General features: G+C 42.1%; 20 protein-coding genes and 3 pseudogenes. 11 read left to right on the top strand and 12 right to left on the bottom strand.

The features are described 5' to 3' along the window. Positions 1-97: 97 nt before the first annotated feature. Positions 98-235, bottom strand: a pseudogene (locus Xhom_RS08875) (DNA starvation/stationary phase protection protein Dps); the annotation flags it as partial. Positions 236-422: 187 nt separating this feature from the next. After that, positions 423-1313 carry a threonine/homoserine exporter RhtA gene (gene rhtA, locus Xhom_RS08880; RefSeq protein WP_069316454.1) on the bottom strand — a complete coding sequence of 297 codons (891 nt, stop codon included), beginning with the start codon at positions 1311-1313 and terminating at the stop codon, positions 423-425. Positions 1314-1517: 204 nt separating this feature from the next. Between rhtA and Xhom_RS08885 the strand changes: the two genes are divergently transcribed. Together Xhom_RS08885 and Xhom_RS08890 are read left to right on the top strand one after the other, a co-directional pair. After that, positions 1518-2132 (top strand): LOG family protein, encoded by a 615-nt coding sequence (locus Xhom_RS08885; protein WP_069316453.1) that lies wholly within the window; start codon positions 1518-1520, stop codon positions 2130-2132. A 230-nt stretch (positions 2133-2362) separates the two neighbouring features. Further along, entirely contained in the window at positions 2363-3595 is a 1233-nt protein-coding gene (locus Xhom_RS08890) for an MFS transporter (protein ID WP_071933868.1), read from the top strand. A gap of 273 nt (positions 3596-3868) precedes the next feature. Here the strand turns inward: Xhom_RS08890 and Xhom_RS08895 are convergent, their stop codons facing one another. Beyond that, entirely contained in the window at positions 3869-4876 is a 1008-nt protein-coding gene (locus Xhom_RS08895; RefSeq protein WP_069316451.1) for a Gfo/Idh/MocA family protein, read from the bottom strand. 266 nt (positions 4877-5142) lie between these two features. On the opposite strand from Xhom_RS08895, the gene Xhom_RS08900 reads away from it, so the two are divergent. Continuing rightward, positions 5143-6738, top strand: coding sequence for an ABC-F family ATPase (locus Xhom_RS08900; RefSeq protein ID WP_069316450.1), 1596 nt, complete (start codon positions 5143-5145; stop codon positions 6736-6738). A 91-nt stretch (positions 6739-6829) separates the two neighbouring features. On the opposite strand, the gene moeB is transcribed toward Xhom_RS08900, so the two are convergent. Both moeB and moeA read right to left on the bottom strand, forming a co-directional pair. Beyond that, the gene (gene moeB, locus Xhom_RS08905; protein WP_069316449.1) at positions 6830-7582 is read right to left on the bottom strand and encodes a molybdopterin-synthase adenylyltransferase MoeB; all 753 of its coding nucleotides are present in this window, start codon (positions 7580-7582) and stop codon (positions 6830-6832) included. A gap of 11 nt (positions 7583-7593) precedes the next feature. Continuing rightward, on the bottom strand, positions 7594-8835 hold the full coding sequence (gene moeA / locus Xhom_RS08910) for a molybdopterin molybdotransferase MoeA (RefSeq protein WP_069316448.1): 1242 nt from the start codon (positions 8833-8835) through the stop codon (positions 7594-7596). A gap of 242 nt (positions 8836-9077) precedes the next feature. Between moeA and Xhom_RS08915 the strand changes: the two genes are divergently transcribed. The 3 genes from Xhom_RS08915 (at position 9078) to yeiB (ending at position 12277) form a co-directional block, all read left to right on the top strand. Beyond that, on the top strand, positions 9078-10262 hold the full coding sequence (locus tag Xhom_RS08915; RefSeq protein WP_069316447.1) for a YbfB/YjiJ family MFS transporter: 1185 nt from the start codon (positions 9078-9080) through the stop codon (positions 10260-10262). 164 nt (positions 10263-10426) lie between these two features. Further along, on the top strand, positions 10427-11092 hold the full coding sequence (gene folE / locus Xhom_RS08920) for a GTP cyclohydrolase I FolE (protein WP_069316446.1): 666 nt from the start codon (positions 10427-10429) through the stop codon (positions 11090-11092). Between the two features lie 42 nt (positions 11093-11134). Beyond that, positions 11135-12277: a DUF418 domain-containing protein YeiB gene (yeiB, locus tag Xhom_RS08925; protein ID WP_198148758.1), complete on the top strand. Its 1143-nt coding sequence runs from the start codon at positions 11135-11137 to the stop codon at positions 12275-12277. Between the two features lie 90 nt (positions 12278-12367). On the opposite strand, the gene sanA is transcribed toward yeiB, so the two are convergent. Continuing rightward, entirely contained in the window at positions 12368-13135 is a 768-nt protein-coding gene (gene sanA / locus Xhom_RS08930; protein WP_069316444.1) for an outer membrane permeability protein SanA, read from the bottom strand. A 235-nt stretch (positions 13136-13370) separates the two neighbouring features. On the opposite strand from sanA, the pseudogene Xhom_RS45810 reads away from it, so the two are divergent. Further along, a pseudogene (locus Xhom_RS45810) lies at positions 13371-13499 on the top strand (DUF6404 family protein); the annotation flags it as partial. A 107-nt stretch (positions 13500-13606) separates the two neighbouring features. Here the strand turns inward: Xhom_RS45810 and Xhom_RS08935 are convergent. From Xhom_RS08935 to metG, 5 genes are all read right to left on the bottom strand, one after another. Next, positions 13607-15304 (bottom strand): NAD-dependent malic enzyme, encoded by a 1698-nt coding sequence (locus Xhom_RS08935; protein ID WP_069316443.1) that lies wholly within the window; start codon positions 15302-15304, stop codon positions 13607-13609. A gap of 269 nt (positions 15305-15573) precedes the next feature. After that, entirely contained in the window at positions 15574-16458 is an 885-nt protein-coding gene (gene cdd / locus Xhom_RS08940; protein ID WP_069316442.1) for a cytidine deaminase, read from the bottom strand. 207 nt (positions 16459-16665) lie between these two features. Beyond that, complete coding sequence (locus tag Xhom_RS08945; protein ID WP_069316441.1) at positions 16666-17361, bottom strand: CidB/LrgB family autolysis modulator; 696 nt, start codon at positions 17359-17361, stop codon at positions 16666-16668. Beyond that, positions 17355-17840 (bottom strand): CidA/LrgA family protein, encoded by a 486-nt coding sequence (locus tag Xhom_RS08950; protein ID WP_069316440.1) that lies wholly within the window; start codon positions 17838-17840, stop codon positions 17355-17357. The genes Xhom_RS08945 and Xhom_RS08950 overlap by 7 nt, the downstream gene beginning before the upstream one ends. 146 nt (positions 17841-17986) lie before the next feature. Continuing rightward, the gene (gene metG, locus Xhom_RS08955; RefSeq protein ID WP_069316439.1) at positions 17987-20014 is read right to left on the bottom strand and encodes a methionine--tRNA ligase; all 2028 of its coding nucleotides are present in this window, start codon (positions 20012-20014) and stop codon (positions 17987-17989) included. A gap of 158 nt (positions 20015-20172) precedes the next feature. Between metG and apbC the strand changes: the two genes are divergently transcribed. The 4 genes from apbC to asmA all read left to right on the top strand — a co-directional run bounded on the left by apbC (position 20173) and on the right by asmA (position 24909). Then, positions 20173-21285: an iron-sulfur cluster carrier protein ApbC gene (gene apbC, locus Xhom_RS08960; RefSeq protein WP_069316438.1), complete on the top strand. Its 1113-nt coding sequence runs from the start codon at positions 20173-20175 to the stop codon at positions 21283-21285. 389 nt (positions 21286-21674) lie between these two features. Then, complete coding sequence (udk, locus tag Xhom_RS08965) at positions 21675-22316, top strand: uridine kinase (RefSeq protein ID WP_069316437.1); 642 nt, start codon at positions 21675-21677, stop codon at positions 22314-22316. Between the two features lie 47 nt (positions 22317-22363). Continuing rightward, positions 22364-22945 (top strand): dCTP deaminase, encoded by a 582-nt coding sequence (gene dcd, locus Xhom_RS08970; protein ID WP_069316436.1) that lies wholly within the window; start codon positions 22364-22366, stop codon positions 22943-22945. 74 nt (positions 22946-23019) lie between these two features. Next, positions 23020-24909: an outer membrane assembly protein AsmA gene (gene asmA / locus Xhom_RS08975; protein WP_069316435.1), complete on the top strand. Its 1890-nt coding sequence runs from the start codon at positions 23020-23022 to the stop codon at positions 24907-24909. Between the two features lie 76 nt (positions 24910-24985). On the opposite strand, the pseudogene Xhom_RS08980 reads toward asmA, so the two are convergent. Beyond that, a pseudogene (locus tag Xhom_RS08980) lies at positions 24986-26384 on the bottom strand (hypothetical protein); the annotation flags it as partial.

The raw sequence follows: 26384 nt of genomic DNA on the forward strand, positions 1-26384 counted from the left end.
CGTCAATTACAACGACGACCCGAGCGCGTAAAAAGTTATTTCAAATCACGGTTTATTAAATATGCCGCATAGCCGATGTATTTTTCCGCCGGGTTAATAGCATAGACAGATCAATAAATTGGATCACCATATGATTTAGGACAGAAATTGACCGTTTTTTAACACTTTCATTAATATTATTGCGGGTATAAATCAGCTCTGAAGATTGGTTTCTGACTAATTTTGCAGTTTTCATAATAAGACTCCGTTAATTCTGAACAATAAATTAGCTCATTTGATTTAATAAATTTAGCTGATAAATCGTCAGGAGTCATATTGTTAATTTCTATTGCATTGATAGTCGATAAAATAAAAAACCGGAAAGTATCGAATTTTCTCCGGTTTAAAATGAGCAATACAGGTCTTATTTTTGAGAAAATAAATTATTCTATTTTTTCTATTTTAGTTTTCCGCTTAATAGTCGAGGTTGAACCTATGGAAGCACAAATAATACAGAAAAGAGCAGCCCATTGAATCGTCGTTAATTTTTCGTTAAGGAAAATAATACCTGATAGTGCTCCTAATGCGGGTTCAAGGCTCATTAATGTCCCGAATGTTTTGGCAGGCAGGCGGGTAAGAGCAATCATTTCTAAAGTGTAAGGAAATGCAGTAGATAAAATAGCGATCCCCAGCGCTATAGGCAGCAATGAAACATCAAATAGTATTTCAGGGCCTGTCTGTATTAACCCAATCGGGAAGAAAATAAAGGCGGCAATGAGTGAACCAATGGAAACGGTTGCAGCACCATAGCCAGCTCCGGCACGTTGGCCAAATATAATATACAGGGCCCAGAAAACCCCCGCTCCCAGCGCATACAAAATTCCGATCGGATCAAGTGTGTTGACACTATCTCCAATAGGCAGCAGAAAACCCAATCCGGCGATCACCAAGGCAATCCAGAGAAAATCCACTGGACGTCGGGAAGAGAACATTGCTACCGCTAAAGGGCCTGTAAACTCAAGTGCAACAGCAATACCGAGGGGAATACGGGATAGCGCCATATAAAACAGGTAATTCATTGCCCCTAGTGAAATGCCATAGGCAAAAAGTGGGATCAGTGAAGCTCGCTGAAATTTCAGGCGCCACGGTTTAAAAATCAGAAATAGAATAATCGTACCTAATGCAAGTCTCAGGGCTGTGACACCTGGTGCGCCAATGACATGGAAGACTGTTTTGGCTAACGAAGCCCCAGCCTGAATTGATGTCATCGACAATAACAATAGGATCACAGGGAGCAGTGAAAAGGAAGCAGCCCGATGTTTGGAAAGAGACATTTGCAGAAAACCTCAATTACAACGTGTTATTTAGGGGGCCATCTTCGCAGTGAAGCAGCTACAACTCAACTGTATTATCAGTTGTACGCGCGTTAGGCTAACGTATATACCCAATAGATTTCGAGTCGCAATGCAGCCAATAAAGCTGTAATTTGAAAGATGAACGGTATAATAAGAAATTAAAAAATATAATGGAGTTTAGCAATGAATGAGATTACGGTAAAAAATCCCTCAGAGAAAAACAGCCCAATAAAGAGTATTGCAGTTTATTGTGGTTCAAGCCTCGGTGTATCTGAAATTTATAAAGAAAGTGCAATATCTTTTGCGAAAGAGTTGGTCAAACGTAGCATTACTTTAGTGTATGGTGGTGCTAGTGTGGGAATTATGGGAACTGTTGCCGATACTGTTTTGAAAGAAGGCGGTAAAGTGGTTGGTGTGATCCCGACGCTGCTGGAAGAGCGTGAAATTTCCCATAAAAACTTGTCTGAACTTCATGTTGTGAAAACCATGCATCAACGTAAAAGTAAGATGATTGAGCTGGCAGACGGCTTTGTTGCTTTGCCTGGTGGTTTTGGCACTCTGGAAGAATTCAGTGAAGTTTTTACTTGGAGCATGATTGGCCTGAATAATAAACCTTGTGGTATATTAAATACCAATCAGTTTTATAATCCTCTGATTTCAATGATCAATAAAATGGCTGATGAGCAATTTTTGCAGGAAAAATATCGTCATATGGCAATTATTGAACAAGATCCCGTGTTATTACTTAATCGTTTTGAGCATTACACTGTTCCTTCGATAAAAACGTATACCCGATAAATTTTGAGTTGCCTTTTATGAAAGGGAAGGCTATCAAGACGTGAGTAGAACGATGGCGATTACCTTATGATCAAAATCAAACAGTATTTCTCACTCCAAATCAGCATAATTTGAAGATAAACTTTGAGTTTTTATCCATCGTTAATAAAATGAGAATATCAGAGATAAATAAATTTTTTTGTTTGGGGTGAGGAAACTCAATTTTGACAGAAAAATAAGATGGTGATGAAATGAAGCTATCAAACAATGAAATGAATAATGGTTACATCTTAAAGTTATCATTGTTTATCATAATAGCAGGATTAGGATTACGCATACCGATATCTTATATCCCCCCTATGTCATTGGAAATCATGGATGATTTGAAAATAAACCATTCTACATTGGGGTTGATAACTTCATTGTCACCTCTTTGTTTTTTTATTTTTTCACCGTTAACACCCTACTTTGAAAGGAAAATAGGGTTGTATAAGACCCTGATAATGACATTTATTGTTGCGATTTTTGCTTATTTTTTAAGGTTAAATGGTTCTGTCATATTATTGCTCGTTTCTACCATCATGTTTGGTTTTTCCATCGCATTGGGAAATGTTGCATTACCTTCATTTTTTAAGCGGTTAGGTAGTAGCAGAATAGCGATATTATCTTCAGCTTATACTGCTTCTTTGTATCTGGGGCCTGCAATAGCAACCGCTTTAACTTTGCCTATCAAGCATTTATTTAGTATATCCTGGAACGAAATGTCATTGGCTTGGATATTTATCCCGGTACTTTCTATTCTTTTGATTGTATTTTTTGCCAGTAATAAATCAGTATCAATTGAAAATAAAACAGTTGTCAGTAATGAGGGGGATGAGCGTCTTGAACGTACAATCAACCCGTGGATAAGTATACCTTGTTGGATTATGGCAATCTATTTTGCGTTTTTGTCATTTAATTTTTTCATCATTACAGCTTGGTTTCCTGAATTGATCAGCTCTTATGGGTTAAGTGAAACTAAATCTGCATTCTACGCATCATTATTTCCATTAATTGCTATTCCTTTTGCTACATTATCTTCATTCTATATCTATAAAATCAAACAACAAAAAATTCTATTTTTTATTAATCCAATCATTGTTACAACCGGAATATTGATTCTCGTCTATGGTGATAATAGCCTGATTCCTATTGCAATTTCGATTATGGGCGTGGGAGCAGGTATTTGTACCGGGATTGCATTTTTGTTGCCTTTGCTAAGGTTTAATAATACAGCCAACGTGACAAAAGCAAACGCGATGATGCAGTCAATGGGTTATTTAATCGCGTTTTGTGGCCCTTTAGTTTCTGGTTATGCCCATGATTTTACTGGGTCATGGACAATTGTGTTATGGATATGTGCACTGACTCTTTTTATACAGTCTGTTTTAGGAATAGCCATTGGCAAGAATGAAAAATTTGATCAGGATGAATTAGAGAGCTAATGCTGGCTATACTACAAAAGTTATATCTTAATAACGACTCTATTTTTTTGCTATAAATACTGCGTATATAACCCTTAACTATTTGTTCACCTGAGCAAGTTTCTTGCTCAGGAAAGAATTTTGTGTAGCTGGCAATTGACTCGTTTAATAATCTGAGAGTGACAGCGTTGATTCGTATGTTATTCATTTCGGATACCTATATCTAAGCTGATTGATTGCTACACGTTCAAGTTATAACTAGAAATACCTTGGATATACATGGAATAAGGTAGCTTAAAAATTAGAATTGGTATTTGAAACAGTACGATATTCTTTTAATACTTCGTCAATAACCCAACTGGTGCGGGCGGCAGATTCTCCGCTGGATGGGCATGATCCTTTGCCTTGTATTTCATCAATAACGGTCTGAATAAATGGCATTTGAATATGTTTGGGATTTTCAAAATGATATTGATGCAGCTGATTATTTTCGTCATAGAATGAAATAGGAGAATCACCAAATGTTGCAAACGTTATCCTGCCTTTCGTACCGATAATTTCAACTTTATCTTCGCGAGAGCTGGCGACAAAATTCCAAATACCAACTCCCTGAATATGGTTTTCGAACATAAATGACATGGAAACGCAATCTTCGGCAGGATAGGCTTTTGCCTGTGAGTTGGCATGTCCTTTGACAGAGATAATTTTACCCAGCAGAAAATCCAATATATCGAGTGTGTGGCAAGCCAAATCAACAAATAAACCACCACCGGAGATTTCTGGTTTTACAAACCATGGCAGATTATCTGGATCTTGATAGATAGAATCTATTTTCCTGAATAGCATGCAATTTACAATTCTGGGAGTGCCGATTGCTCCTGACTCAATTAACTCTTTTATTTTTGTAAACCTAGGTAGAGCACGACGGTAATAAGCGACAAATAGAGAGACTTTTTGGAATCGGCAGATGGCAATCATTTCGTTACATTCTTCGAACGTCAATGCCATCGGTTTTTCGACATAAACACTTTTTCCGGCTTGTGCTGCCAAGATAGTATAATCTTTGTGGGTCGAGGGTGGGGTGGCAATGTATACGGCATCGATTTCCGGGTCATTAATCAACGCTTCGGCATCAGAATACCATTTTCTGATATTGTGTCGTTCGGCAAAATCTTTAGCTAAATCTGCATTGCGGCGCATGACTGCAACCAATTCAGCGTTCCCCAGTTTATAAAAAGCAGGGCCGCTTTTGACTTCGGTGACATTACCACAACCGATAATACCCCATTTTACTTTTTGCATTGTATTTTTTCCGATATATCAAATTGTTGAGTAGTGAAAATTAGAGTAAGTCTATAATAGTATCGCTTTTTGTTCTATATCACTTGTTTGAAAATTAAGGCTATTTTATTGGGGTAATGCCTTTTTTATCAATTAATTAGCTGATTTTTATTTTTCTCTTTCAGGTATGGCTGAGTGCAATTTGGCGATACTTTTTTATTGTTGTGGCATAATGCGCGGCTATCAGTTTTCCAAATTCCTTTTTATTCACTTTAAGAGCAAAAGTTGTGCTAAGTACAAACAACATCACCATGCAGTTTGGCAGTAAGCCACTATTTGAAAACATTTCTGTCAAATTCGGCAACGGTAACCGCTACGGTCTGATTGGTGCGAATGGGGCAGGTAAATCTACTTTCATGAAGATTTTGGGCGGTGATTTAACCCCTAGCTCCGGTAACGTGAGCCTTGATCCTAATGAACGTCTGGGTAAGTTGCGTCAGGATCAGTTTGCGTTTGAAGAATATACTGTTCTGGACACGGTCATTATGGGGCATACGGAGTTGTGGAAAGTTAAGCAGGAACGTGACCGTATTTATTCCATGGCAGAAATGAGCGAAGAAGATGGCTATCGTGTCGCTGATCTGGAAGTCGCTTATGGTGAAATGGATGGTTATAGTGCCGAAGCCCGTGCTGGCGAGTTGTTGCTGGGTGTCGGTATTCCAGTAGAGCAGCATTATGGCTTGATGAGTTCAGTGGCGCCAGGCTGGAAATTACGCGTTTTGCTGGCACAGGCACTGTTTTCTAATCCTGATGTCTTGCTGCTTGATGAGCCAACCAACAACTTGGATATTGATACTATCCGTTGGTTGGAACAAGTGCTCAATGATCGTGACAGTACCATGATCATTATTTCCCATGACCGCCACTTTTTGAATACAGTATGTACTCATATGGCTGATTTGGATTACGGCGATCTTCGTCTATTCCCCGGTAATTATGATGAATATATGATTGCTGCGACTCAGGCTCGTGAGCGCTTGGTGGCTGATAATGCCAAGAAGAAAGCACAGATTGCTGAATTGCAGGCATTCGTTAGCCGTTTTAGTGCCAATGCTTCTAAGTCCAAACAGGCAACTTCTCGTGCCCGTCAGATTGACAAGATCCAATTATCTGAAGTGAAGGCTTCCAGCCGTCAGAACCCATATATCCGTTTTGATCAGGATAAGAAACTGTTCCGTAATGCACTGGAATTAGAAGGTTTGACCAAGGGTTATGATAATGGGCCACTGTTCAAGAACTTAAATCTGCTGATGGAAGTTGGCGAGAAGATGGCGGTGATTGGTGAAAACGGGATCGGTAAAACGACATTCCTGAAAACCTTGATTGGTGAAGAAACACCAAACAGCGGTACGATTAAATGGTCTGAAAACAGCACCATCGGCTATTATGCTCAGGATCACGCCAGTGATTTTGACTATGATATGACTGTCTTTGAATGGATGAGTCAGTGGAAAAGCGAAGGTGATGATGAACAGGCAGTACGCAGTATTCTCGGGCGTCTGCTGTTCGGTCAGGATGATATCAGGAAGAAAGTTAAAGTGCTTTCCGGTGGAGAGCAAGGCCGGATGTTGTTTGGCAAACTGATGATGCACAAGCCAAATATTTTGGTAATGGATGAGCCAACCAACCATTTGGATATGGAATCCATTGAATCCTTGAACCTTGCGTTGGAGCTTTTCCAAGGAACATTGGTTTTCGTTTCTCATGACCGCTCATTTGTCAGCTCATTGGCCAGCCGTATTCTGGAAATCAAATCAGATAAATTAATTGATTTTAAAGGTACTTATGATGAGTATCTGAGAAGTCAGGGTATTGCTGAGTAAGCCTGCCTAACGGTAATAGCCCCGTTAATCTTACGGGGTTATATTTGCCATCTTTTAAGCTCTAACTTGAAACTCATTGAGTATCTGGTTGTTATGCTCGGCAAACTTCACACCGAGGATCTTTAAGTAATTTGATCTCACGAAACTGCATCGTCATGGCATCGAACAGTAATACTTTACCGCGACAAGTTTTCCCATATTGAGTCAGTAACTTAATGACTTCCATTGCCTGTAAGGAACCGATGGTTCCCACCAGAGGCGCCATCACACCAGCCTCAACGCAAGTCAGACTGTTTTCACCAAATAACCGGCTCAGGCAGCGATAGCAAGGTTCTTCAGACTGGTAAGTAAAGACGGAAAGTTGACCTTCCATGCGAATTGCTGCACCAGAAACCAACGGTATTTTATGTCTGTGACACAGGCGATTGAGTTTTTCACGAATGGCAACATTGTCTGTACAGTCGAGTATCACCTCGTGTTGGCTGATTAATTTATCCAACTCAAGGTCATCTAATAGTCCCTCGATAGGATTTATAGTGATATTGGGGTTGATTTCCCTCAGTGTCAGTGCGGCTGAATGCGCTTTTGGCATCCCAATACGTTCATCGCGATGGAGAGTTTGCCTTTGTAGATTGGACAGGGAAACGGTATCAAAATCCAGCAGGGTGATTGTTCCAACACCTGCCGCAGCAAGATATTGGGAAGCCGCGCAACCGAGGCCCCCCGCACCAACTATCAATACTCTGGCAGATTTTAATTTCTCTTGTCCGTCGAAATCGAAACCACGTAAGACAATTTGTCGGTTATAACGTAAGGTTTCCTCATCGGTCAGTTCGATAGCCATTTTTTATTATCTTATTGATTTTTTAATAAATGATTGAAAAATTCGATTTGTACTGTTTCGCCTGCTTCAACATGCCCACGTTCTCGTTCCAAAACAATAAAGCAGTTACCGAGGCTGTAAGAGCTGAAAATATGGGAACCTTGATGTCCGGTAGTTCGTACTTCTAATTCACCATCTTGATTGATTGCAGCAATACCGCGTTGGAAATCCAGCCGTCCGGGTGATTTTTTCAGTGGCGTCGTGGATTTAGCATTTAGGCGCATTGGTGGCTTCCACTCGGTGAAACCGGATAGATGGGCAATCAGCGGTTGTACCAATTGATAAAACGTCAACACGGCGGAAACAGGGTTGCCCGGCAAGCCACAGAACCATGCATTTTCTAGTTTTCCAAAGGCGAAAGGTTTACCGGGTTTAATCGCTAGTTTCCAAAAACTGATTTTTCCCACTTCATCCAAAATCTGTTTGGTGTAATCCGCTTCACCTACGGAAACGCCACCGCTGCTAATAACTAAATCGGCCAGTTTATCGGCCTCTGCAAAGGCATTATGCAAAGTTTTTGGGGAATCGGGCAGGGCACCCAAGTCGATAACTTCACAGCCCAGTTTTTCCAGCATTAAGCGGACAGCAAATCGGTTGGTATCGTAAATCTGACCTGTTTGTAGTGGTTCACCGATGGCTTGCAATTCGTCGCCGGTAGAAAAAATGGCAACTTTCAGCTTGCGGATAACATCTACCTTTGTGATGCCTAGTGCAGCAACCAGTGGCAGTTGTGTGGTAGAGAGTTTGGTTCCTTTTGGCAGCACTATCGAGTTTTGGGGAATATCTTCTCCAATGGTACGAATATTTTGCCCCTGTTTAACCGGAGATGTGAATCGAGCACCGATTTCAGTGATTTCCACTTGCTCCTGCATCACCACGGCGTCAGCACCAGAAGGAATCGGGGCACCTGTCATAATACGAATACAACTGTCTGTCGGCCATTCTCCCTGAAATGCTGTACCCGCCAGTGCTTTGCCTGCCACGGGTAAGGTCTCATTTTCATTCAGGTCTGCAAGGCGAATGGCATAACCATCCATTGCTGAATTATCAAAAGGGGGGACATTAATAGGAGAAATGATATCGGTGGCGGTGATGCGACCAGCAGATTCGGTCAGATTAATGGTTTCTGTAACTATCAGGGGGGCGGTTTGTGCCAGTAATTTTTCTAGCGCCTGCTCAAGTGAGATTAAACCTGAAGTATGACAATGATCCATGAGAAACTCCCTATATGCCGCAAATTGCAGATACCAACGATTGCGGACAAGCGTTTATTCTTGTATTGGACGCATTATGGCAAAGATTGCGTTTATGGGGAATGATAGGACGTGACGATTATTTACTATTACATATATTGCAGAGAAAAAGGTGGTTAAGAAAAGATATATAATATATTCATGATTTGTTATAACTGAATAATCTCAATTAAAACAATAAATTCCTCTGGTTTTTAATCACTATGAATAATCAACTTGTTAAACCTAGCAGTCGCAACTATCAAGCTTTCCAGATTGCATTAAGCGGTTTTCTCGCTTTGGTTGTTGCAATGGGAATAGGACGTTTCACTTTTACCCCACAAGTTCCGTTGATGATTGCTGAATCTCAACTTACGTTGACCAGCGCAGGAATTGTCGCGGCATTCAATTACCTTGGTTATCTGGCTGGCTCTTATGACGCGATGCGCGCTCAGCGTTTCGTGGAATATCGTTTGTGGAGTGGGTTATGGGGAGCCGTAATCATCACTCTGATTTCTGCATTACTTGATGGGGCAATATTGCACAGTATCGCCCGTTTTGTTATCGGTTGGGCCAGTGGCTGGACGTTGGTTCTGGTAGCTGCATGGGCAAATGATGAGCTGGGAAAATTGAATCGTCCGGGATTAAGTGCGGCAGTTTTCTCTGGGCCTGGAATGGGGATCTTTATCAGTGGTGTGCTGGCAATGGGCATTCAATCTTGGCAGATGAGTGCGGCCAGTGCATGGATGGTATACGGAATATTGGCTCTGCTATTCAGTATTTATGTCAGCCGTCATTTACCTCGCCGTGGCGAACTACATCGTCCGCAAACTGAGATCCTAAAACTCACGTTATCACCGGAAATAAAAAGATTAGTCTGGAGTTACAGTCTGGCAGGATTTGGCTATATTTTACCCGCGACATTCCTTTCCCAAATGGCGGCAGCGCGTTTTCCTGATAGTTTGTTTGCCCAGTTTGTCTGGCCGATATTTGGCGGTGCTTCTGTAATTGGCATTGTTCTGGGAATTTTGATGCGTAATGTCGCAACGACTCAAGTTCGTTTGGCAATCACATTATGGATTCAAGGGCTGGGGATTCTGATTGCGGAAATGGTGCCGGGCATTTCTGGCCTGATGATTGGGGCTTTTTTGGTTGGTGGTGGCTTTATGTGCGTGGTGCAACTGTCTTTACAGTATGGACGTGAATTAGCACCCAATTACTCCCGTTATATGGCGGGATTGCTGACGACAGGTTATGCCTTGGGGCAATTAATTGGGCCGGTGTTATCAGCTATTTCTACATGGCTGACAGGTAAACTGGAACCTGCCTTGTATATCGCATTTATTGGTTTGTTCATTGCCGGCGCGCTGGTATTTAATCACAAAAATATTCATCGTAAATTAACCTGATTTGGCACGTTGGTGACGTATAGGTATAGTTATGCGAAGATGCAATTTATATATGGATGCAACGTGAATGGATATCGTATGGTGTCACATTCGTTGATATCTGCGTAAAATAAGTGTCTCGATTACCCGTCAAGTAACGGACAGTATTATTCTTGGAGAAACTGATGTCACCCCTAAGTACAGAAGCCGCGTTAGTGCATTCGGCATTGGTCGCCCGTGGTCTTGAAACCCCATTGCGTGAACAAACTCTGGAACCAGAAGTGCGTAAAGTGCGCATTGAGGAACACATGACAGAAATTATGAAGCTGTTAAATCTCGATTTGAGTGATGACAGCTTGGCGGATACACCGGGTCGTATCGCGAAAATGTATGTGGATGAGATATTTTCAGGATTGAATTATCACAATTTCCCGAAAATTACTTTGATAGAAAACAAAATGAAAGTAGATGAAATGGTAACGGTACGTGATATTACGATGACCAGCACGTGTGAACACCATTTTGTCATTATTGATGGAAAAGCCACTGTTTCTTATATTCCTAAGGATAAAGTCATCGGCTTATCTAAAATTAATCGTATAGTCCAATTTTTTGCGCAACGTCCACAAGTGCAGGAGCGTTTGACGCAGCAAATCCTGATAGCGCTGCAAACACTACTTGGCACAAATAATGTGGCTGTCTCCATTGATGCCGTCCATTACTGCGTGAAAGCCCGTGGTATACGTGATGCGACCAGCACCACGACGACGACTTCTCTGGGGGGGTTATTTAAATCCAGCCAGAATACACGACAGGAATTCCTGCGTGCTGTGCGTCATCTGGAATTATAATAATGAATTTTTACTATCATGGAACATAATTGTAGTGAGGTAATGCGTCAGAGAATTGAGACACTTGATAGCGTGCGTGGTCTTGCCATTTTAGGAATATTGTTGCTGAATATTTCCAGCTTTGCCTTACCATACGCTGCCTTTATGAATCTGTTTTATAAAGATGCTGTCTCATTTTCTGATGTGGTGACATGGTCGGTCTTAAATACTTTTACTCAGGGAAAATTTTTATTCACCTTGACGTTGTTGTTTGGGGCATCACTCGAATTGCTTCGTCAGCAAGGGTGTAATTGGAATATTCCCAGATTAATGATTCTGGCTGTAATTGGTTTACTACACGGTATTTTGCTATGGGATGGCGATATATTGTTGTCATATGGTCTTGTCGGGTTATTGGCATGGCATTTTATCAATACTCATCAAAAGTTGTTTGGTAAAGGGGTTACTTTTTACTTATTTGGTGTGATGATGTTTTATCTTCTGGGACTGTTTCCTGTAGGAGATAACAATGCATTCTGGCAGCCAACACCGGAAGATATCTTTCATGAAAGTCACTGGAAAACTTATGGCGGATTGTTGGCTATAGAGCATCGTCTTCGTCAAGTAAGTGGTGCCATGATTGTGGTGATTGTGCAATATGGCTGGCAAATGGTCGGGGTCATGCTGTGTGGTGCAATGTTAATGCGCAATGGCTGGTTGAAAGGTGCATTTAGTCTCAAACATTATCGTCGGGTGGCGTTATTCCTGTTTCCAGTTGGTATGATACTTCAATGTATCGCCTTGTTAATCCAGTGTTTATATCCTTACAGTTATTTTGCGGCATGGACTGTCCGCTATACCATTACTGAATTAGCAACACCGTTGTTGGCCTTATCCTACGTCGCGCTGATTTATGGTTTTTGGTCTGTTATATCGCGTTGGACGGTCACATTTTGGCTCCGTCAGGTGGGGAAAATGGCCTTGAGCAGTTATCTGCTGCAAACTCTGATTTGTACTACGATTTTTTATCGCTTTGGGTTATTTGGCCTGCTTACCCGTTTGGAATTGATGGTATTTATTCCCTTTATTTGGGCATTTAATATCTGGTTCGCTTGCTGGTGGTTAAAGCGTTATTCACAAGGGCCGATGGAGAAACTCTGGCGGGGTTTGACGGTTAAGTTAGCAGGTAAGGTCTATACCCAATAGCTATATCAATGTTATATCAATAGCTTTACCAATAGATCGCAAATTGCAGCTTTGTTGGCTGCAATTTGAAAGAAGAAGAGCCTACTCAATCTACTTAATAGGCTCTTCTTCTGTTTTGAATTGTTCTCCACTCTTATTTTTACCACGCGATTTTTTTTCTAATTCTTGTAACTCTTCTGGCGATACGGCGGGATAACCTTGAAGCTCTGTTGGTATGGTATGCAGAGTAGGTATTGGCATTAACGGGCCGAGAAAGCGAGGTTCACGTTTTAAAATATACAAGTCAGTCAAGGCACCAAGACGTGCAAGAATCTCTCTGAAACGGATCGTCATCATATTCTTAGGTGAAGACACGGCATAACATTGTGCTTCTATTCCCAAATGCATGGCAATAAATAGGGCGCGTTCACAGTGAAAACGCTGGGTGATGATCGTAAAATCGTTAGTATCAAATACCTTGCGGGTTCTGACGATTGAATCCAGTGTTCTGAAACCAGCAAAGTCCATGACGATATTACTGGCTGGAACCCCGTATTTGATCAAATCCTTCCGCATGGTGACTGGTTCATTATAATTGTGCTGAGCGTTATCCCCACTTAATAGCAGATATTTAACTTTTCCGCTGTTGTAAGCATTAACAGCCCCTTGGATACGATAGAGATAATATTGGTTATAGGTTCCGGTTTTATAATACTTGGATGTACCGAGTACCATACCTACTTCTCGCTCAGGGAGTTGTCTGAGGTCATCAAAAATGTAAGGAGCTGTTTTCCAACTGATCCAACGGTCAAGCATAATGGCTGTCAGCGTGAGGAGAGCTATGACGAAAATTAGACCAATAATCAAGCGCTTCCACATGATTTTTGTTTGCCTTATCTGTACTTTGGGTTAATGCCCTAAAGGCTACTTTACTTGAAATACCGAAGCAAGTTTTCTCTGAAATCCGCTCAGAACTCGCCTGATTCAATGTGGGTATGTGAGTTTTTGTGCTTATAGTAGCCTTCATTTATATTGATAGTTTACTCAAGGAGGATATTTTGACTTTTGAGAATAAAAAATATAAGGCAATAGTGTTAATGACAAAAAAGGTCTTTGGAAAAGTAATTATCTGTTTTATCTCACTATTTTATTATGGAAATTTGGAGTGAAAGTACTACCACCAACATTTGCAAGATTTTGGTGTGTTGTATGCATTACTTCATTGTATATAGAAGAAAAATGAATTAATTACCTGATTGGAAAAATTTATGATTGTTTTTTTAGTGAAAAACATGGTTTTTTTGGAATTAAAGCCTGCCAATATTGCTGGCAGGCTTGCTAAAGATATTATCAGAATGATGTACGTTTATAGACGCGATATTCTGGTTTCCAGAAATTGCGCTCAATAGCTTCATCCAACGCATCGTCTGATGTGACGATTGCCATGCCTTGTATCTGGGCTTTTTTCGCCACTTCTTTGGCTATTTTGCGGGAAACATCCTGAATAGCATCAATGGGTGGCAATAATGGGCCAGAGCCGGTCTGTGCCAGCGGCGAACAATCCGCCAATGCGCGGCTGGATGCCATCAACATATCATCCGTAACGCGTTTAGCACCGGAAGCGATAACGCCCAAGCCGATCCCAGGGAAGATATAGGAGTTGTTGCATTGCGCGATTGGGTATTCCTGACCTGCATATTTTACTGGAGCAAATGGGCTGCCTGTGGCGACCAGTGCTTTGCCATCTGTCCAGTTAATGATGTCTTCAGGACGAGCTTCCACGCGTGATGTTGGGTTGGACAGTGGCATCACAATTGGACGTTCACAATGTTTGTGCATTTCACGGATAATCTCTTCCGTGAACAATCCAGACTGACCGGATACCCCAATTAAGACGGTAGGTTTCGCGTTACGAACGACATCCATCAGTGAGAGGGAATCATTGTTGACATCCCATGACTGCAAGACAGAGCTTTTCTGTACCAACACACTCTGGAAGTCCAGCAGATTTGGTTGCTTGTCTGTCAGCAGCCCAAAGCGGTCAACCATGAACACACGAGCACGGGCTTGCTCATCACTCAATCCTTCAGACTTCATCTGGGCAACAATCTGTTCTGCAATACCACAACCCGCGGAGCCGGCACCGAGAAATGCTACCGTTTGATCTTTCAATTGACGACCAGCGGCACGGCTGGCCGCAATCAAGCTACCAAGAGCAACCGCTGCGGTGCCTTGGATATCATCATTGAAGCAGCAAAGGTCATCACGATAGCGGGTCAACAACGGCATAGCATTGTTCTGGGCAAAATCTTCAAATTGCAGCAGTACGTTAGGCCAGCGACGTTTTACCGCCTGAATGAATTCGTCCACAAATTCATCATACTCTTTGCCAGTAATACGTGGATGGCGCCAGCCCATGTAGAGTGGGTCATTCAGACGTTGTGGGTTATTGGTGCCCACATCCAGTACAACTGGTAGGGTATAAGCCGGACTGATCCCGCCACAAGACGTATACAGTGACAGTTTCCCGATAGGGATACCCATGCCGCCGATGCCCTGATCGCCCAGACCTAAAATACGTTCACCATCGGTAACGACGATAACTTTAACATTCTGCTTGGTAGCATTTTGCAACATGTCATCAATGTACCCTTTGTTTGGGTAGGAGATGAACAGGCCACGAGCGCGACGATAAATATCGGAAAAGTGTTCACACGCTTCACCAACGGTAGGCGTGTAAATGATAGGCATCATTTCGCTGAGATGGGCGTCAAGGAGTCTGTAGAACAGTGTTTCGTTGGTGTCCTGAATATTCCTTAAATAAATGTGTTTATCAGCGTCATTCTTGAAATCGCGATATTGACGGTAGGCGCGTTCGGCTTGTTCTTCTATTGTTTCAACAGCTTGAGGCAGTAAACCATGCAAGTTGAAATGGCTGCGTTCTTCTTCCGTAAAGGCACTGCCTTTATTCAGTAGAGGAAATTCCAACAAGATGGGGCCAGCGTAGGGAATATAAAGAGGACGTTTACTTTCGTGTTCCAGTTCCATGATGCTTACTCTTTGGACTAATAAATAACAAAATCGACTAGAGATCCTAAGAAGATAAAAAAAATAAGTACAGTAAATGTTACTTAAATATGCTTATCATGAGTAAAAATGAGAGATAACATACAGAATTAGCTAATTAAATGTTATGAAATTTTTCATTTTTCCCCTTTTGAGTGAGATAGGGGAGTGATATCCTTATTTTGTTAAGTTACCTTTATTCCATTTACTCTTATTTTATTTATCTTCATTTCATTTACTTTTATTTCATTTCAAAAGGTATGCCGTTCCAGTTCTGTACACCCCAGAACACTTAATGTGGATTTTGTTGCGTTCCATTGTGATAACTGACTGTTTGCACCTTCCACCAGCACAGCCCGTTTGATGGACTGACAATTGCCGTTCACCATATTCATGAATATCAGAGCAGACTGCAACGGTGGCAAACTTGGATTAAACGCGGCATTTTCCGCATAACGGCCAGTATAGATTTTTCCTTGAGCATCCTGTAGGGCGATGCCGGAATGGGACTGGCTATAAGGTGCGTGACTACTGTTTGTGGCATCCAGAGCCGCTTGTACCAAGCTGTCATTTGTTGCCAATTGATAGCCGTGGTTCACGGTATCCAGTAGCAGTGGTGTGTCTGTTAAGTCACGAGGACCAAAGGCTTCTGGCAGGTAATCAGCCAAAGTCAGTCGTGGACGGTCGGGCAGATAAACTTCCAATTGTGTTCCACTGTTTAACTCATTCATAAATTGGCGGCAATGACCACAAGGCGAATAATTGACAGTGATGGAAATCAGCTTTTTTTCACCACGCAGCCAAGCGTGAGTGATTGCTGATTGTTCAGCATGGACTGTTTGCTGTAAGGGAACGCCTGTAAATTCCATATTAGCGCCGAAATAGAGATTACCACTTTCTCCCCGTGCGATTGCACCGACATAAAAATGTGAAATAGGTGCAATGGAACAGGCTGCTGCAAGTGGTAATAAGGCGAGTGCCAGCGCATGATCATCAAATCCGCTGATCTGCTTGATTGATTCGATTTGCTCTGTTGTCAGCATAGCTGAAAAATCGTCGTTACCAATATAAGGCAACAGGGCCTCTTGCAGTTTAGGCGTTATTTCTGACCAAATAGCGTGAAAACGAGCTTGCATAGAATGATCTCCAAATTAATTGAAGGTCATTCTAGGATGTCTGCTCAAGTTTGTAATGTGATGAAAGCTATATAATTAATGAAATTTTTGTAATCGAGATACTATTTTAGTAACTTGCATCAAATTTTTACTATTTTTATTATTTTTTTACTTTCTTTTTACAGTATTACAACGAGATAGATAGTAATTCATAAACAAAGAACAGAACTAACCGAATAGGTGAAGTAATACCGGAAATAGAAAAGGTGCAATCAGTGAAGTAATAATTCCGCAAGTCATTAAGGCCAGCGAACTATATGCGCCTTCAATATGATTTATTTCAGCACAGCGAGCCGTTCCCACAGCATGAGATGCTGTGCCCATTGCCAATCCACGGGATGCCTGCGTTTTTATCTTCAATAAATTAAACAGGTTATGACCAAAAACTGCGCCCAAAATACCCACTGCAATAACACAAGCTGCACTGATGGCTGGAATGCCGCCAATGGAATTAGCCACGGCCATAGCGATTGGTGTTGTGACGGATTTAGGCAGCACAGAAGCCGCAATTTCAGGTGTAGCACCTGCCCATAATGCAATAGCTGTACCTGTTACCATAGCGATAATACAGCCGATAAAACAGATGGTAATAATCGATTTCCACTGAGCACGAATTTGGTGGAGTTGTTCATAGAGAGGGAAGGCCAAGGCGACAACGGCAGGTTGCAGCAAATCATTTAATATCCGACTACCCGCAAAATAGTGTTTATAGGGGGTATGTGTCATGAGTAGTAAGGGAATAATAATCATCATTGAAATCAACAAAGGATTAAATATCGGTAGCCTGAGTCGCACAGACAGTTTTCTGGCAAAATAAAATACGATCAATGTTAATGGTAGTGACCACCAAATATGGCTTAACATTTTTCTTTCCTTTCCTGCGATTGTGATGATGATGACTGTTGTGAAGAGGTTTGTGCAGTGTTTGTTGGTGTGGCGGTCGTTTCTTGTATTTTAGCACCAATAGTGATGCGTTCACGATGAACATAGTGAGAGCTGTAAGCAACCGTAATCATGACAATGATGGTGCTGACGATACAAGAGAGAACGATTGGAAATATTTGCTGGCTAAGTTGCGGGTAGTAATCCATCACTCCCACTCCGATGGGCAAAAAAAGCAACGTCATATTTTTCATCAACAAGCTACAACCCGGCTTTACCCAATGTGCGGGAATAATTTGGAATGCGAGTAAACCGAACAAGAGAAGTAACCCAATAATACTGCCGGGGAGAGAGAAAGGAAGCTGTGCTGAAATGAAATTCCCTACGATTAGGCATAAATAGAGCAGTACGAATGCGCGCAGATATTGCCAACCTGTCATCAGCACGTTTTGGAAGGACATAATGCATAATTCCTCAGTATAAAGAGGATCTTATCATACGATTAATGTCGTAAATGTGCTATATATCACATTAAAAAGCGGACTTTTTTTGAGTCCGCTTTATTATCTCACTGAAATATAAACATATTATTTCAGTGTGTCAGATATTATTTAACCTGCATACCTGGTTGTGCACCATTGTCTGGGCTTAATAAGAAAATTTCTTTTCCGCCAGGGCCAGCAGCCATCACCATACCTTCAGAAATACCAAAGCGCATTTTACGTGGTGCAAGGTTAGCAACCATCACGGTTAACCGATTTTCCAGTGTTTTTGGATCGGGGTACGCAGAGCGGATACCAGAGAAGACCTGACGCGTTTCACTACCAATATCGAGAGTCAATTTCAGCAACTTATCTGAGCCTTCGACAAAATCAGCCGCTTTGATCAATGCAATACGCAGATCGACTTTAGCAAAATCATCAAATGCAATTGTGTCTTGAATCGGATCGTCAGCCAGAGGGCCTGTCAGGGTTTTTTGTGGCTCGATGCTCTCTTTGGAGTCAGCCACCATAGCTTCAATTTTACTCATTTCAATGCGGTTAAATAGGGCTTTAAAAGGTGAAACGTCATGGTTCAACAGCGGTTGTTGGATGCTATCCCAAGTCAGTTCGGTATTCAGGAATGCTTCAGCGCGGGCTGTCAAACCTGGAATAATCGGTTTCAGGTAAGTCATCAGCACGCGGAACATGTTAATGCCCATTGAGCAGATAGCCTGTAGGTCGGCATCACGGCCTTCTTGTTTCGCTACGACCCAAGGTGCTTGTTCATCGACATAACGGTTAGCGAGATCAGCCAATGCCATGATATCACGGACAGCTTTACCGAATTCACGATTGGTGAAATCTTCATCAATTCCTTTAGCAGCATCAACAAATTGTTGGTATAGCGCAGGATCTGCAAGCTGATCAGCCAGTTTTCCGCCAAAGCGTTTATTGATGAAACCAGCATTACGTGAAGCCAGATTAACCACTTTGTTAACGATGTCGCTGTTTACGCGCTGAACAAAATCTTCCAGATTCAGGTCGATATCATCAATGCGGGAAGAAAGTTTTGCTGCGTAGTAATAGCGCAGGCAGTCTGCATCAAGGTGCTTCAGATATGTGTCAGCCTTGATGAAAGTGCCGCGAGACTTGGACATTTTGGTGCCGTTAACGGTGATATAACCGTGAACAAACAGGTTAGTTGGTTTGCGGTAGTTACAGCCTTCCAACATCGCTGGCCAGAACAGACTGTGGAAATAAACGATATCTTTACCGATGAAGTGGTAGAGATCCGCTTTGGAATCTTTTTCCCAGAATTCATCAAAATTCAGATCGTCACGCTTATCACACAGATTCTGGAATGATCCCATATAGCCAATGGGCGCATCCAGCCAGACATAGAAATATTTACCCGGCTCATCAGGAATTTCAAAGCCAAAATAAGGTGCGTCACGGGTGATATCCCATTGTTGCAGACCAGAATCGAACCATTCCTGCATTTTGTTTGCCACTTGCTCTTGCAAGGTACCGGAACGAGTCCATTTTTGTAGCATATCGCTGAATGCAGGCAGGTCGAAGAAGAAATGCTCAGTACTACGCATTTCTGGTGTTGCGCCGGATACCACTGAACGAGGGTTGATCAATTCAGTTGGGGAATAGGTTGTTCCACAGACTTCACAGTTATCGCCGTACTGATCTTCTGCCTTACATTTTGGGCATGAACCTTTGACAAAACGGTCTGGCAGGAACATCCCTTTTTCTGGATCGTACAGCTGAGAAATCGTCCGATTTTTAATGTAACCGTTCTTTTTCAGATCCAGATAAATTTTGGATGCCAGTGCTTTGTTCTCTTCGCTGTGAGTAGAGTGATAGTTATCATAGCTGATATCAAAGCCAGCAAAATCCTGTTGATGCTCTAGGCTCACCTTGGCAATCATCTCTTCTGGTGAGATCCCACTCTGCTGAGCTTTCAGCATGATTGGAGTACCGTGGGCATCATCGGCACAGACAAAGTGAACCTCTTTGCCGCGCATTCGATGATAACGAACCCAAATATCAGCCTGAATGTGTTCCAGCATATGACCGAGATGGATTGGACCGTTAGCATAAGGTAACGCACAGGTCACCAGTAATTTTTTCGCGACTTGAGACATAGTTAGGATCTAATTTCCGTAAAATTAAAAATTAAAAGGGCTTTTGATGTTACCTGATCAGGAGCGTTGTCGCTAGGGTAACGAGAGATCTTCATTCTCTTCTGTTAAGATGGCAAAACAGTTTTAGGTTGAAAGCAAAAAAATCACAAGGAGCCGGGATGAACTCACAATCCCCCGAGCAGACCAATCCTGACCTGCTGAAAGAACATGTTGCTAAGATACTGGCAACATTCGAACATCCGACATTAGAGCAAGATTTGATTACCCTGAAAGCATTGCATCACTGCACCATGTTGGATGGAATACTGCATCTTGAATTAATCATGCCGTTCGTCTGGAAACGTGCTTTTGAAATACTGAAGAAGGAAACGACTCAACTCCTACAAGCTGCGACGGGAGCAACATCCGTTGATTGGCGACTAAATCATGATATCAGTACATTGCGCCGTGCTAATGATTTGCAGGGTGTAAATGGTGTACGCAATATTGTGGCGGTCAGTTCAGGAAAGGGAGGAGTAGGGAAATCCAGTACTGCGGTGAATTTGGCGCTGGCATTAGCGCAAGAAGGGGCAAAAGTGGGTATTCTGGATGCGGATATCTATGGTCCATCGATTCCCAATATGCTCGGAACAGCGAAAGAGCGGCCAACTTCTCCTGATGGCCAGCATATGGCGCCGATTATGGTACATAGCATGGCGACCAACTCTATCGGCTATCTTGTCACCGACGATAACGCGATGGTATGGCGTGGCCCGATGGCGAGCAAGGCTTTGATGCAGATGCTGCAAGATACTTTGTGGCCTGATCTGGATTATCTGGTGATTGATATGCCACCGGGAACAGGGGATATTCAGCTAACATTATCCCAGAATATTCCAGTGACAGGGGCGTTGGTGATCACTACTCCACAAGATATTGCCCTGATTGATGCAATGAAAGGCATCGTCATGTTCCAGAAAGTTAATGTGCCAGTCTTGGGTATTGTTGAAAACATGAGCACGCATATTTGCAGTAATTGCGGTCATCATGAGCCAATTTTTGGTACGGGTGGCGCGGAAAAACTGGCAGAAAAATACCATTGCCAATTATTGGGGCAAATCCCTCTGCACATCTCGTTGCGTGAAGATCTCGATCGTGGCGAACCGACAGTAATCAGCCAGCCTGACAGTGAATTTGCGGATATTTATCGTGAAATAGCGGACCATATCTCCGCACAGATGTACTGGAAAGGAGAAAAAATTCCGACTGAAATCTCTTTCCGTGCAGTTTAATTTAAGTCATTGTCCTATTAATATGCGATAAGACGCCGTTTTAGCTAATAATTTTTGATAGAACGGCGTTTTTGAAAGCAATAAAGCAATTATTAAATCTAATTAATTTCCTAGCATTACTCATTCCATTATTTTTTCCCTTTAAGTGATTTTTTTGGGAACGATTTTAGGGATAACTTTTTTCCTAGTATTTGAAAATTCTCTTAGAGCATTTTTCGTTTAAGACATAAAATTGCGGAATTTTTATGCGAAGCGTATAGAAAAAAATGAGACTTATCTTGTTTACTCTGGAATAGAAGCCATTAACTCCCTATAATCCGCCAAACATGGTGTTATCAAAAACCATGTTCCCACTTTATTTTTTCTTTTTTTAACCAGGTTATTTCTATATGGCTGATGAAGCACATAAGTGTACAATCGTAGGTATTTCAGGTGCATCTGCCTCAGGCAAAAGCCTTATTGCCAGCACACTTTATAGAGAATTGCGGGCTCAGGTTGGTGATCACAATATCGGCGTTATTACAGAAGATTGTTATTATAAAGATCAAACAAACACCCCTCTGGAAGAACGTTATAAAGTTAATTACGATCACCCAAGCTCAATGGATCACAGTTTACTGTTTGAACACCTTCAGGCTCTCAAGGCCGGAAAATCCATTGAACTACCGCAATATGACTACGTCGAACACACCCGCAAATCCAAATCCATTCATTTTGAACCTAAAAGAGTCATTATCCTTGAAGGTATCCTACTATTAACAGATAAACGCTTACGTCAAGAATTGGATTTTTCCATTTTTGTCGATACGCCATTGGATATCTGCCTGATGCGCCGCATCAAGCGTGATGTGAATGAGCGAGGGCGTTCGTTGGATTCTGTCATGGAACAATATAAGAAAACTGTACGCCCAATGTTTCTGCAATTTATCGAGCCATCGAAACAATATGCCGATATTATTGTCCCTCGTGGTGGAAAGAACCGCGTGGCCATTGATATTTTAAAAGCTAAGATTGGCCAATTTTACGAATAACATGCCGTTCAGGCATTCATAAGTATCATCGTATTTGAGAGGAAAAAATGCGACTCTGTGACCGTGACATTATTAAATGGCTAGATGACGGTAAGCTGGTAATTATCCCACGTCCCCCTGTCGAACGTATTAATGGGGCAACTGCTGACGTACGCCTTGGGAATCAGTTTCGCGTTTTCCGTGGTCATACTGCTGCCTATATTGATTTGAGCGGCCCTAAGGCAGAAGTCAATGCGGCACTTGATCGAGTCATGAGCGATGAAATAATTTTGCCGGATGGAGAAGCATTTTTCCTCCATCCCGGTGAATTGGCTCTGGCGGTGACACTGGAATCTGTCACACTGCCTGATGATTTAGTGGGGTGGTTGGATGGGCGCTCGTCTTTGGCTCGTCTTGGCCTGATGGTGCATGTTACTGCACACCGCATTGATCCGGGTTGGCAGGGGCAAATTGTTCTGGAATTCTACAATTCAGGCAAATTACCTTTAGCTTTGCGTCCGGGGATGGTCATAGGCGCTTTGAGCTTTGAACCGCTTTCTGGGCCAGCCGAGCGTCCTTATAACCGACGTCAGGATGCTAAATATAAAAATCAGCAGGGAGCTGTCAGTAGCCGAATCAGTGAGGATTAATCTTTCCTGATGAAGCTTTTTAGTGAAGCTCTGGTGAAATAGCGTCATCTTGTGGATATGGGACTGGGGAAGTCATGAAAAGATTATTGACGACATTCTTTATTTTGTTAGTAGTCATTGTTGCTGGCTTAGCTGCGCTGGTCTTGCTGATTAATCCAAATGACTTTCGTGACTATATAGTCAATCAAGTACAAAAGAAGAGTGGTTACCAGCTCGTGTTGCAGGATGATTTGCGCTGGCATGTCTGGCCCAAATTGAGTATTTTGACCGGGCAAGTATCACTGACTGCGCAGAATGCCAAAAAACCTGCGGTTGTGGCAGAAAATATGCGTTTGGACGTAGAACTGCTACCGCTGCTGTCCCATCAGCTTTCAGTTAAGGAAGTGATGCTGAAAGGGGCTGTTCTGCGACTGACGCCGGATAGCCAACCACAAAAACGGTTAGAAGCCCCGATAGCTCCGGAAAGTAATATTCGCTATCCAGTAATTGGGGATCCCTTGATTGGAGGGAGTCAGGTTTGGAAACTGGATATTGCCAGGATTAAAGTAGCTGATAGCTTACTCATCTGGCAATCCGCTGATCATACCCAGCTAAATGTTCGTGATATTAACTTACTGCTGGAACGCAGTGATAAAAACAATATCAACCTCGAACTGAGCAGTAAAATCAATAAAAACCAGCAAGAGCTGGCATTTGATCTCAGCGCATCTGTAGATACTTCTGACTATCCGCAACGGATATCGGCTGGCATTGATTCTCTTGAATATCAGTTACAGGGCGTCGGATTACCCTCTAGTGGTATTAAAGGAACAGGAAAGGCTACAGTACAATATCAGGCTTCAACTGAATCAATTTCACTGCAAAAAATAGCGTTGACGGTAAATGATGATAGCGAACTGAAAGGTAATATCGCGGTCATCTTGCAAGATAAACCCCAATATTCCATCAATCTGACTTCGCCAAAGATGAATTTGGATAATTTGTTGGGATGGGATGCTTTACCGAAAGATAATCCACAAGCAAAACGTGATTATCGAATTGAAAATAGCACTTCAAAACCCGTGATTGCGACTTCAGTATCACCGCTATCTAGTTATGACCTTACATTTTTGCAAGGGTTCTATGCTGATATCTCGTTCACAGCAGATAAATTCATTTACCAAGATATGAATATTGATAATTTTGTTCTGAACGCTGTGAATGATGATGGAATGACAAAAATAGGACAATTAAGCGGCAATGTATTTGGTGGGCATTTTGCACTTCCAACAACGATTGACGCCACGGTGAACCCTGCAACATTACATACCAAGCCGCTCTTGCAGAACATAGCATTAAAGCCTTTGTTAAAGGTATTGGCATTACCATCGGTATTCAGTGGTCAGCTTAATGTGGATGGAGATCTTTTGGGGGAAGGTTATGATGAATATGCCATTACCCATTACTGGCAAGGTGATTTGAACATCGGCCTGAAAAATACACGTTTGGAAGGATTGAATATTCCTCAGCTTATCCAGCAATCTTTCTCACGGGTAACCGATCAAGTTAGTCAACCGATAAATACAGATAATTTTACTGAAGCACAGCAGATGTCAGTGAAAGCCTACTTGGATCGCGGAGATATTAAGATTAATGAACTTGCAGCCACTTCTGGCATGTTAAAGATTAAAGGTCAGGGTAAGGCGAATTTACTCAAACAAAACACAGATGTTTCATTGTGGGTGCAATTGACCAAGGGTTGGGGCAAACAGAACGAATTTGTACACCGACTAAAGCAATTAGAAATCCCACTGCGGGTATATGGTGATTGGGATAACTTACAATATACGCTGAATGTAGAATCGTTATTGCGTGATGAATTACAGCAGAAGGCTAAGAAATCGATCAAAGAGTGGCTGGAAAATCACATTAATGATGAAAATCGCAATAAAATAGAAGAATTGCTGGATAAAAAATCAAATTAGTAACCCCCACTGGGGTAGGGCGCTACATAATTAAAGGTGATCGCCGAAGCGATCACCTGATTTACGCCTATTCCTGCTAATACCCTACAACCTGATAATAAAAATGCGGAACCCAACCTAATTGAGGAGTCGTGACTGATATTGTCAGTGTATCTTTCGATAAACCTACTCCGTTTGAATTATCGCGTCGTGTTTTAACATCCGCGAGATGACCTGGACTTTGATTATCAAAATTATCTCCGACTATGCTTGCATGGCATGAAATAATACCGTGTTGCAAAGCAACGGGCAGTTTGATTTTGTAGAAATGGGTATAGTAAGTCACCCCGCCAATCACGGATACATTAAATTCACCAATAGGTTCACTGCCGACCGCAAACCCGTTGATCATAGATATATCACCCAGCTTGATGATGGTATGATTGTCTCCGATTCGACGTGATTCAATACTTAATCCAGCCAGATCAGCCAAACCTAAATTTTTCACAAAGGCCTGTTTATCTGGAATATCCGCACCGTTCTGGCTTTTTTCCAGTCTGCCATCGGCGTTATTCTTGGCGGTTATTGCATTAGTATTTGCCTGATTTGCTAATGTTTCAACTTTACTGATGCGAGTATCTACGTCTGTTTTGGTATAAGCGCCCACATCAGATGCAGTCAATTTAATATCTGATGATAAGGATTTACCATTCACGGTACGTATTTGAGGAACTCGGCCATCTGCATTGTTATTAGCAGAATTTGCTAAATCCTTAACGTCTTCAATGCGGCTATCTACCTCTCCTTTGGTATAGGCATTTATATCAGATGCAGTCAGTTTAATATCTGATAAGAGAGCCTTGCCATTTACGGTACGGGTCATGGGGACTCTGGTTTCCGCATTGTTATTCGCATGATTTGCCAGATCTTTAACTTCATCAATAAGGATGTTGGTCTCTGCCTTGTTATAGGCATCTACATCAGTGGCAGTCAGTTCTATATCCGTTGATAGTTCCTTGCCATTCACATTACGAGTTAATGGAACTTTTTTGTCAGCATGTTGAATAGCAGATATTGCGTTGCTATTGGCGGTCTTAGCCAACTCGTTGACTTTGCCAACCTGGTCATTGATTTCTGATTTGTCATAGGTACCAATATCACCTGCCGTCAGGTGAATGTCGGTCACCAGCTCCTTGTTATTGACCTTACGGATTGATGGAACGCTCTTCTCAGCTTGCTGGATCGCGGTGGTGGCATTTTTATTCGCTGTCTCAGCCGATAGCTGCACGGTGCTGATGCGGTCTTCTATGTCCTTCTTGTCATAGGTACCGATATCACCCGCCGTCAGGTGAATGTCGGTCACCAGCTCCTTGTTATTGACCTTACGGGTTAACGGGACGCTCTTCTCAGCTTGCTGGATCGCGGTGGTGGCATTTTTATTCGCTGTCTCAGCCGATAGCTGCACGGTGCCGATGCGGGCTTCTATGTCCTTCTTG

The organism is Xenorhabdus hominickii, assembly GCF_002632725.1.
Classification (GTDB): Bacteria; Pseudomonadota; Gammaproteobacteria; order Enterobacterales; family Enterobacteriaceae; genus Xenorhabdus; species Xenorhabdus hominickii.

Excerpts from the sequence above, each read along its gene's own strand:
- folE (WP_069316446.1), top strand. The coding sequence starts at position 10,427 with ATGTCACCCCTAAGTACAGAAGCCGCGTTAGTGCATTCGGCATTGGTC.
- Xhom_RS08950 (WP_069316440.1), bottom strand. The coding sequence starts at position 17,840 with ATGTCCTTCCAAAACGTGCTGATGACAGGTTGGCAATATCTGCGCGCA.
- metG (WP_069316439.1), bottom strand. The coding sequence starts at position 20,014 with ATGTCTCAAGTCGCGAAAAAATTACTGGTGACCTGTGCGTTACCTTAT.
- moeA (WP_069316448.1), bottom strand. The coding sequence starts at position 8,835 with ATGGATCATTGTCATACTTCAGGTTTAATCTCACTTGAGCAGGCGCTA.
- sanA (WP_069316444.1), bottom strand. The coding sequence starts at position 13,135 with ATGTGGAAGCGCTTGATTATTGGTCTAATTTTCGTCATAGCTCTCCTC.
- dcd (WP_069316436.1), top strand. The coding sequence starts at position 22,364 with ATGCGACTCTGTGACCGTGACATTATTAAATGGCTAGATGACGGTAAG.
- asmA (WP_069316435.1), top strand. The coding sequence starts at position 23,020 with ATGAAAAGATTATTGACGACATTCTTTATTTTGTTAGTAGTCATTGTT.
- Xhom_RS08945 (WP_069316441.1), bottom strand. The coding sequence starts at position 17,361 with ATGTTAAGCCATATTTGGTGGTCACTACCATTAACATTGATCGTATTT.
- cdd (WP_069316442.1), bottom strand. The coding sequence starts at position 16,458 with ATGCAAGCTCGTTTTCACGCTATTTGGTCAGAAATAACGCCTAAACTG.
- apbC (WP_069316438.1), top strand. The coding sequence starts at position 20,173 with ATGAACTCACAATCCCCCGAGCAGACCAATCCTGACCTGCTGAAAGAA.
- udk (WP_069316437.1), top strand. The coding sequence starts at position 21,675 with ATGGCTGATGAAGCACATAAGTGTACAATCGTAGGTATTTCAGGTGCA.
- yeiB (WP_198148758.1), top strand. The coding sequence starts at position 11,135 with ATGCGTCAGAGAATTGAGACACTTGATAGCGTGCGTGGTCTTGCCATT.
- Xhom_RS08915 (WP_069316447.1), top strand. The coding sequence starts at position 9,078 with ATGAATAATCAACTTGTTAAACCTAGCAGTCGCAACTATCAAGCTTTC.
- Xhom_RS08890 (WP_071933868.1), top strand. The coding sequence starts at position 2,363 with ATGAAGCTATCAAACAATGAAATGAATAATGGTTACATCTTAAAGTTA.
- moeB (WP_069316449.1), bottom strand. The coding sequence starts at position 7,582 with ATGGCTATCGAACTGACCGATGAGGAAACCTTACGTTATAACCGACAA.
- rhtA (WP_069316454.1), bottom strand. The coding sequence starts at position 1,313 with ATGTCTCTTTCCAAACATCGGGCTGCTTCCTTTTCACTGCTCCCTGTG.
- Xhom_RS08935 (WP_069316443.1), bottom strand. The coding sequence starts at position 15,304 with ATGGAACTGGAACACGAAAGTAAACGTCCTCTTTATATTCCCTACGCT.
- Xhom_RS08885 (WP_069316453.1), top strand. The coding sequence starts at position 1,518 with ATGAATGAGATTACGGTAAAAAATCCCTCAGAGAAAAACAGCCCAATA.
- Xhom_RS08895 (WP_069316451.1), bottom strand. The coding sequence starts at position 4,876 with ATGCAAAAAGTAAAATGGGGTATTATCGGTTGTGGTAATGTCACCGAA.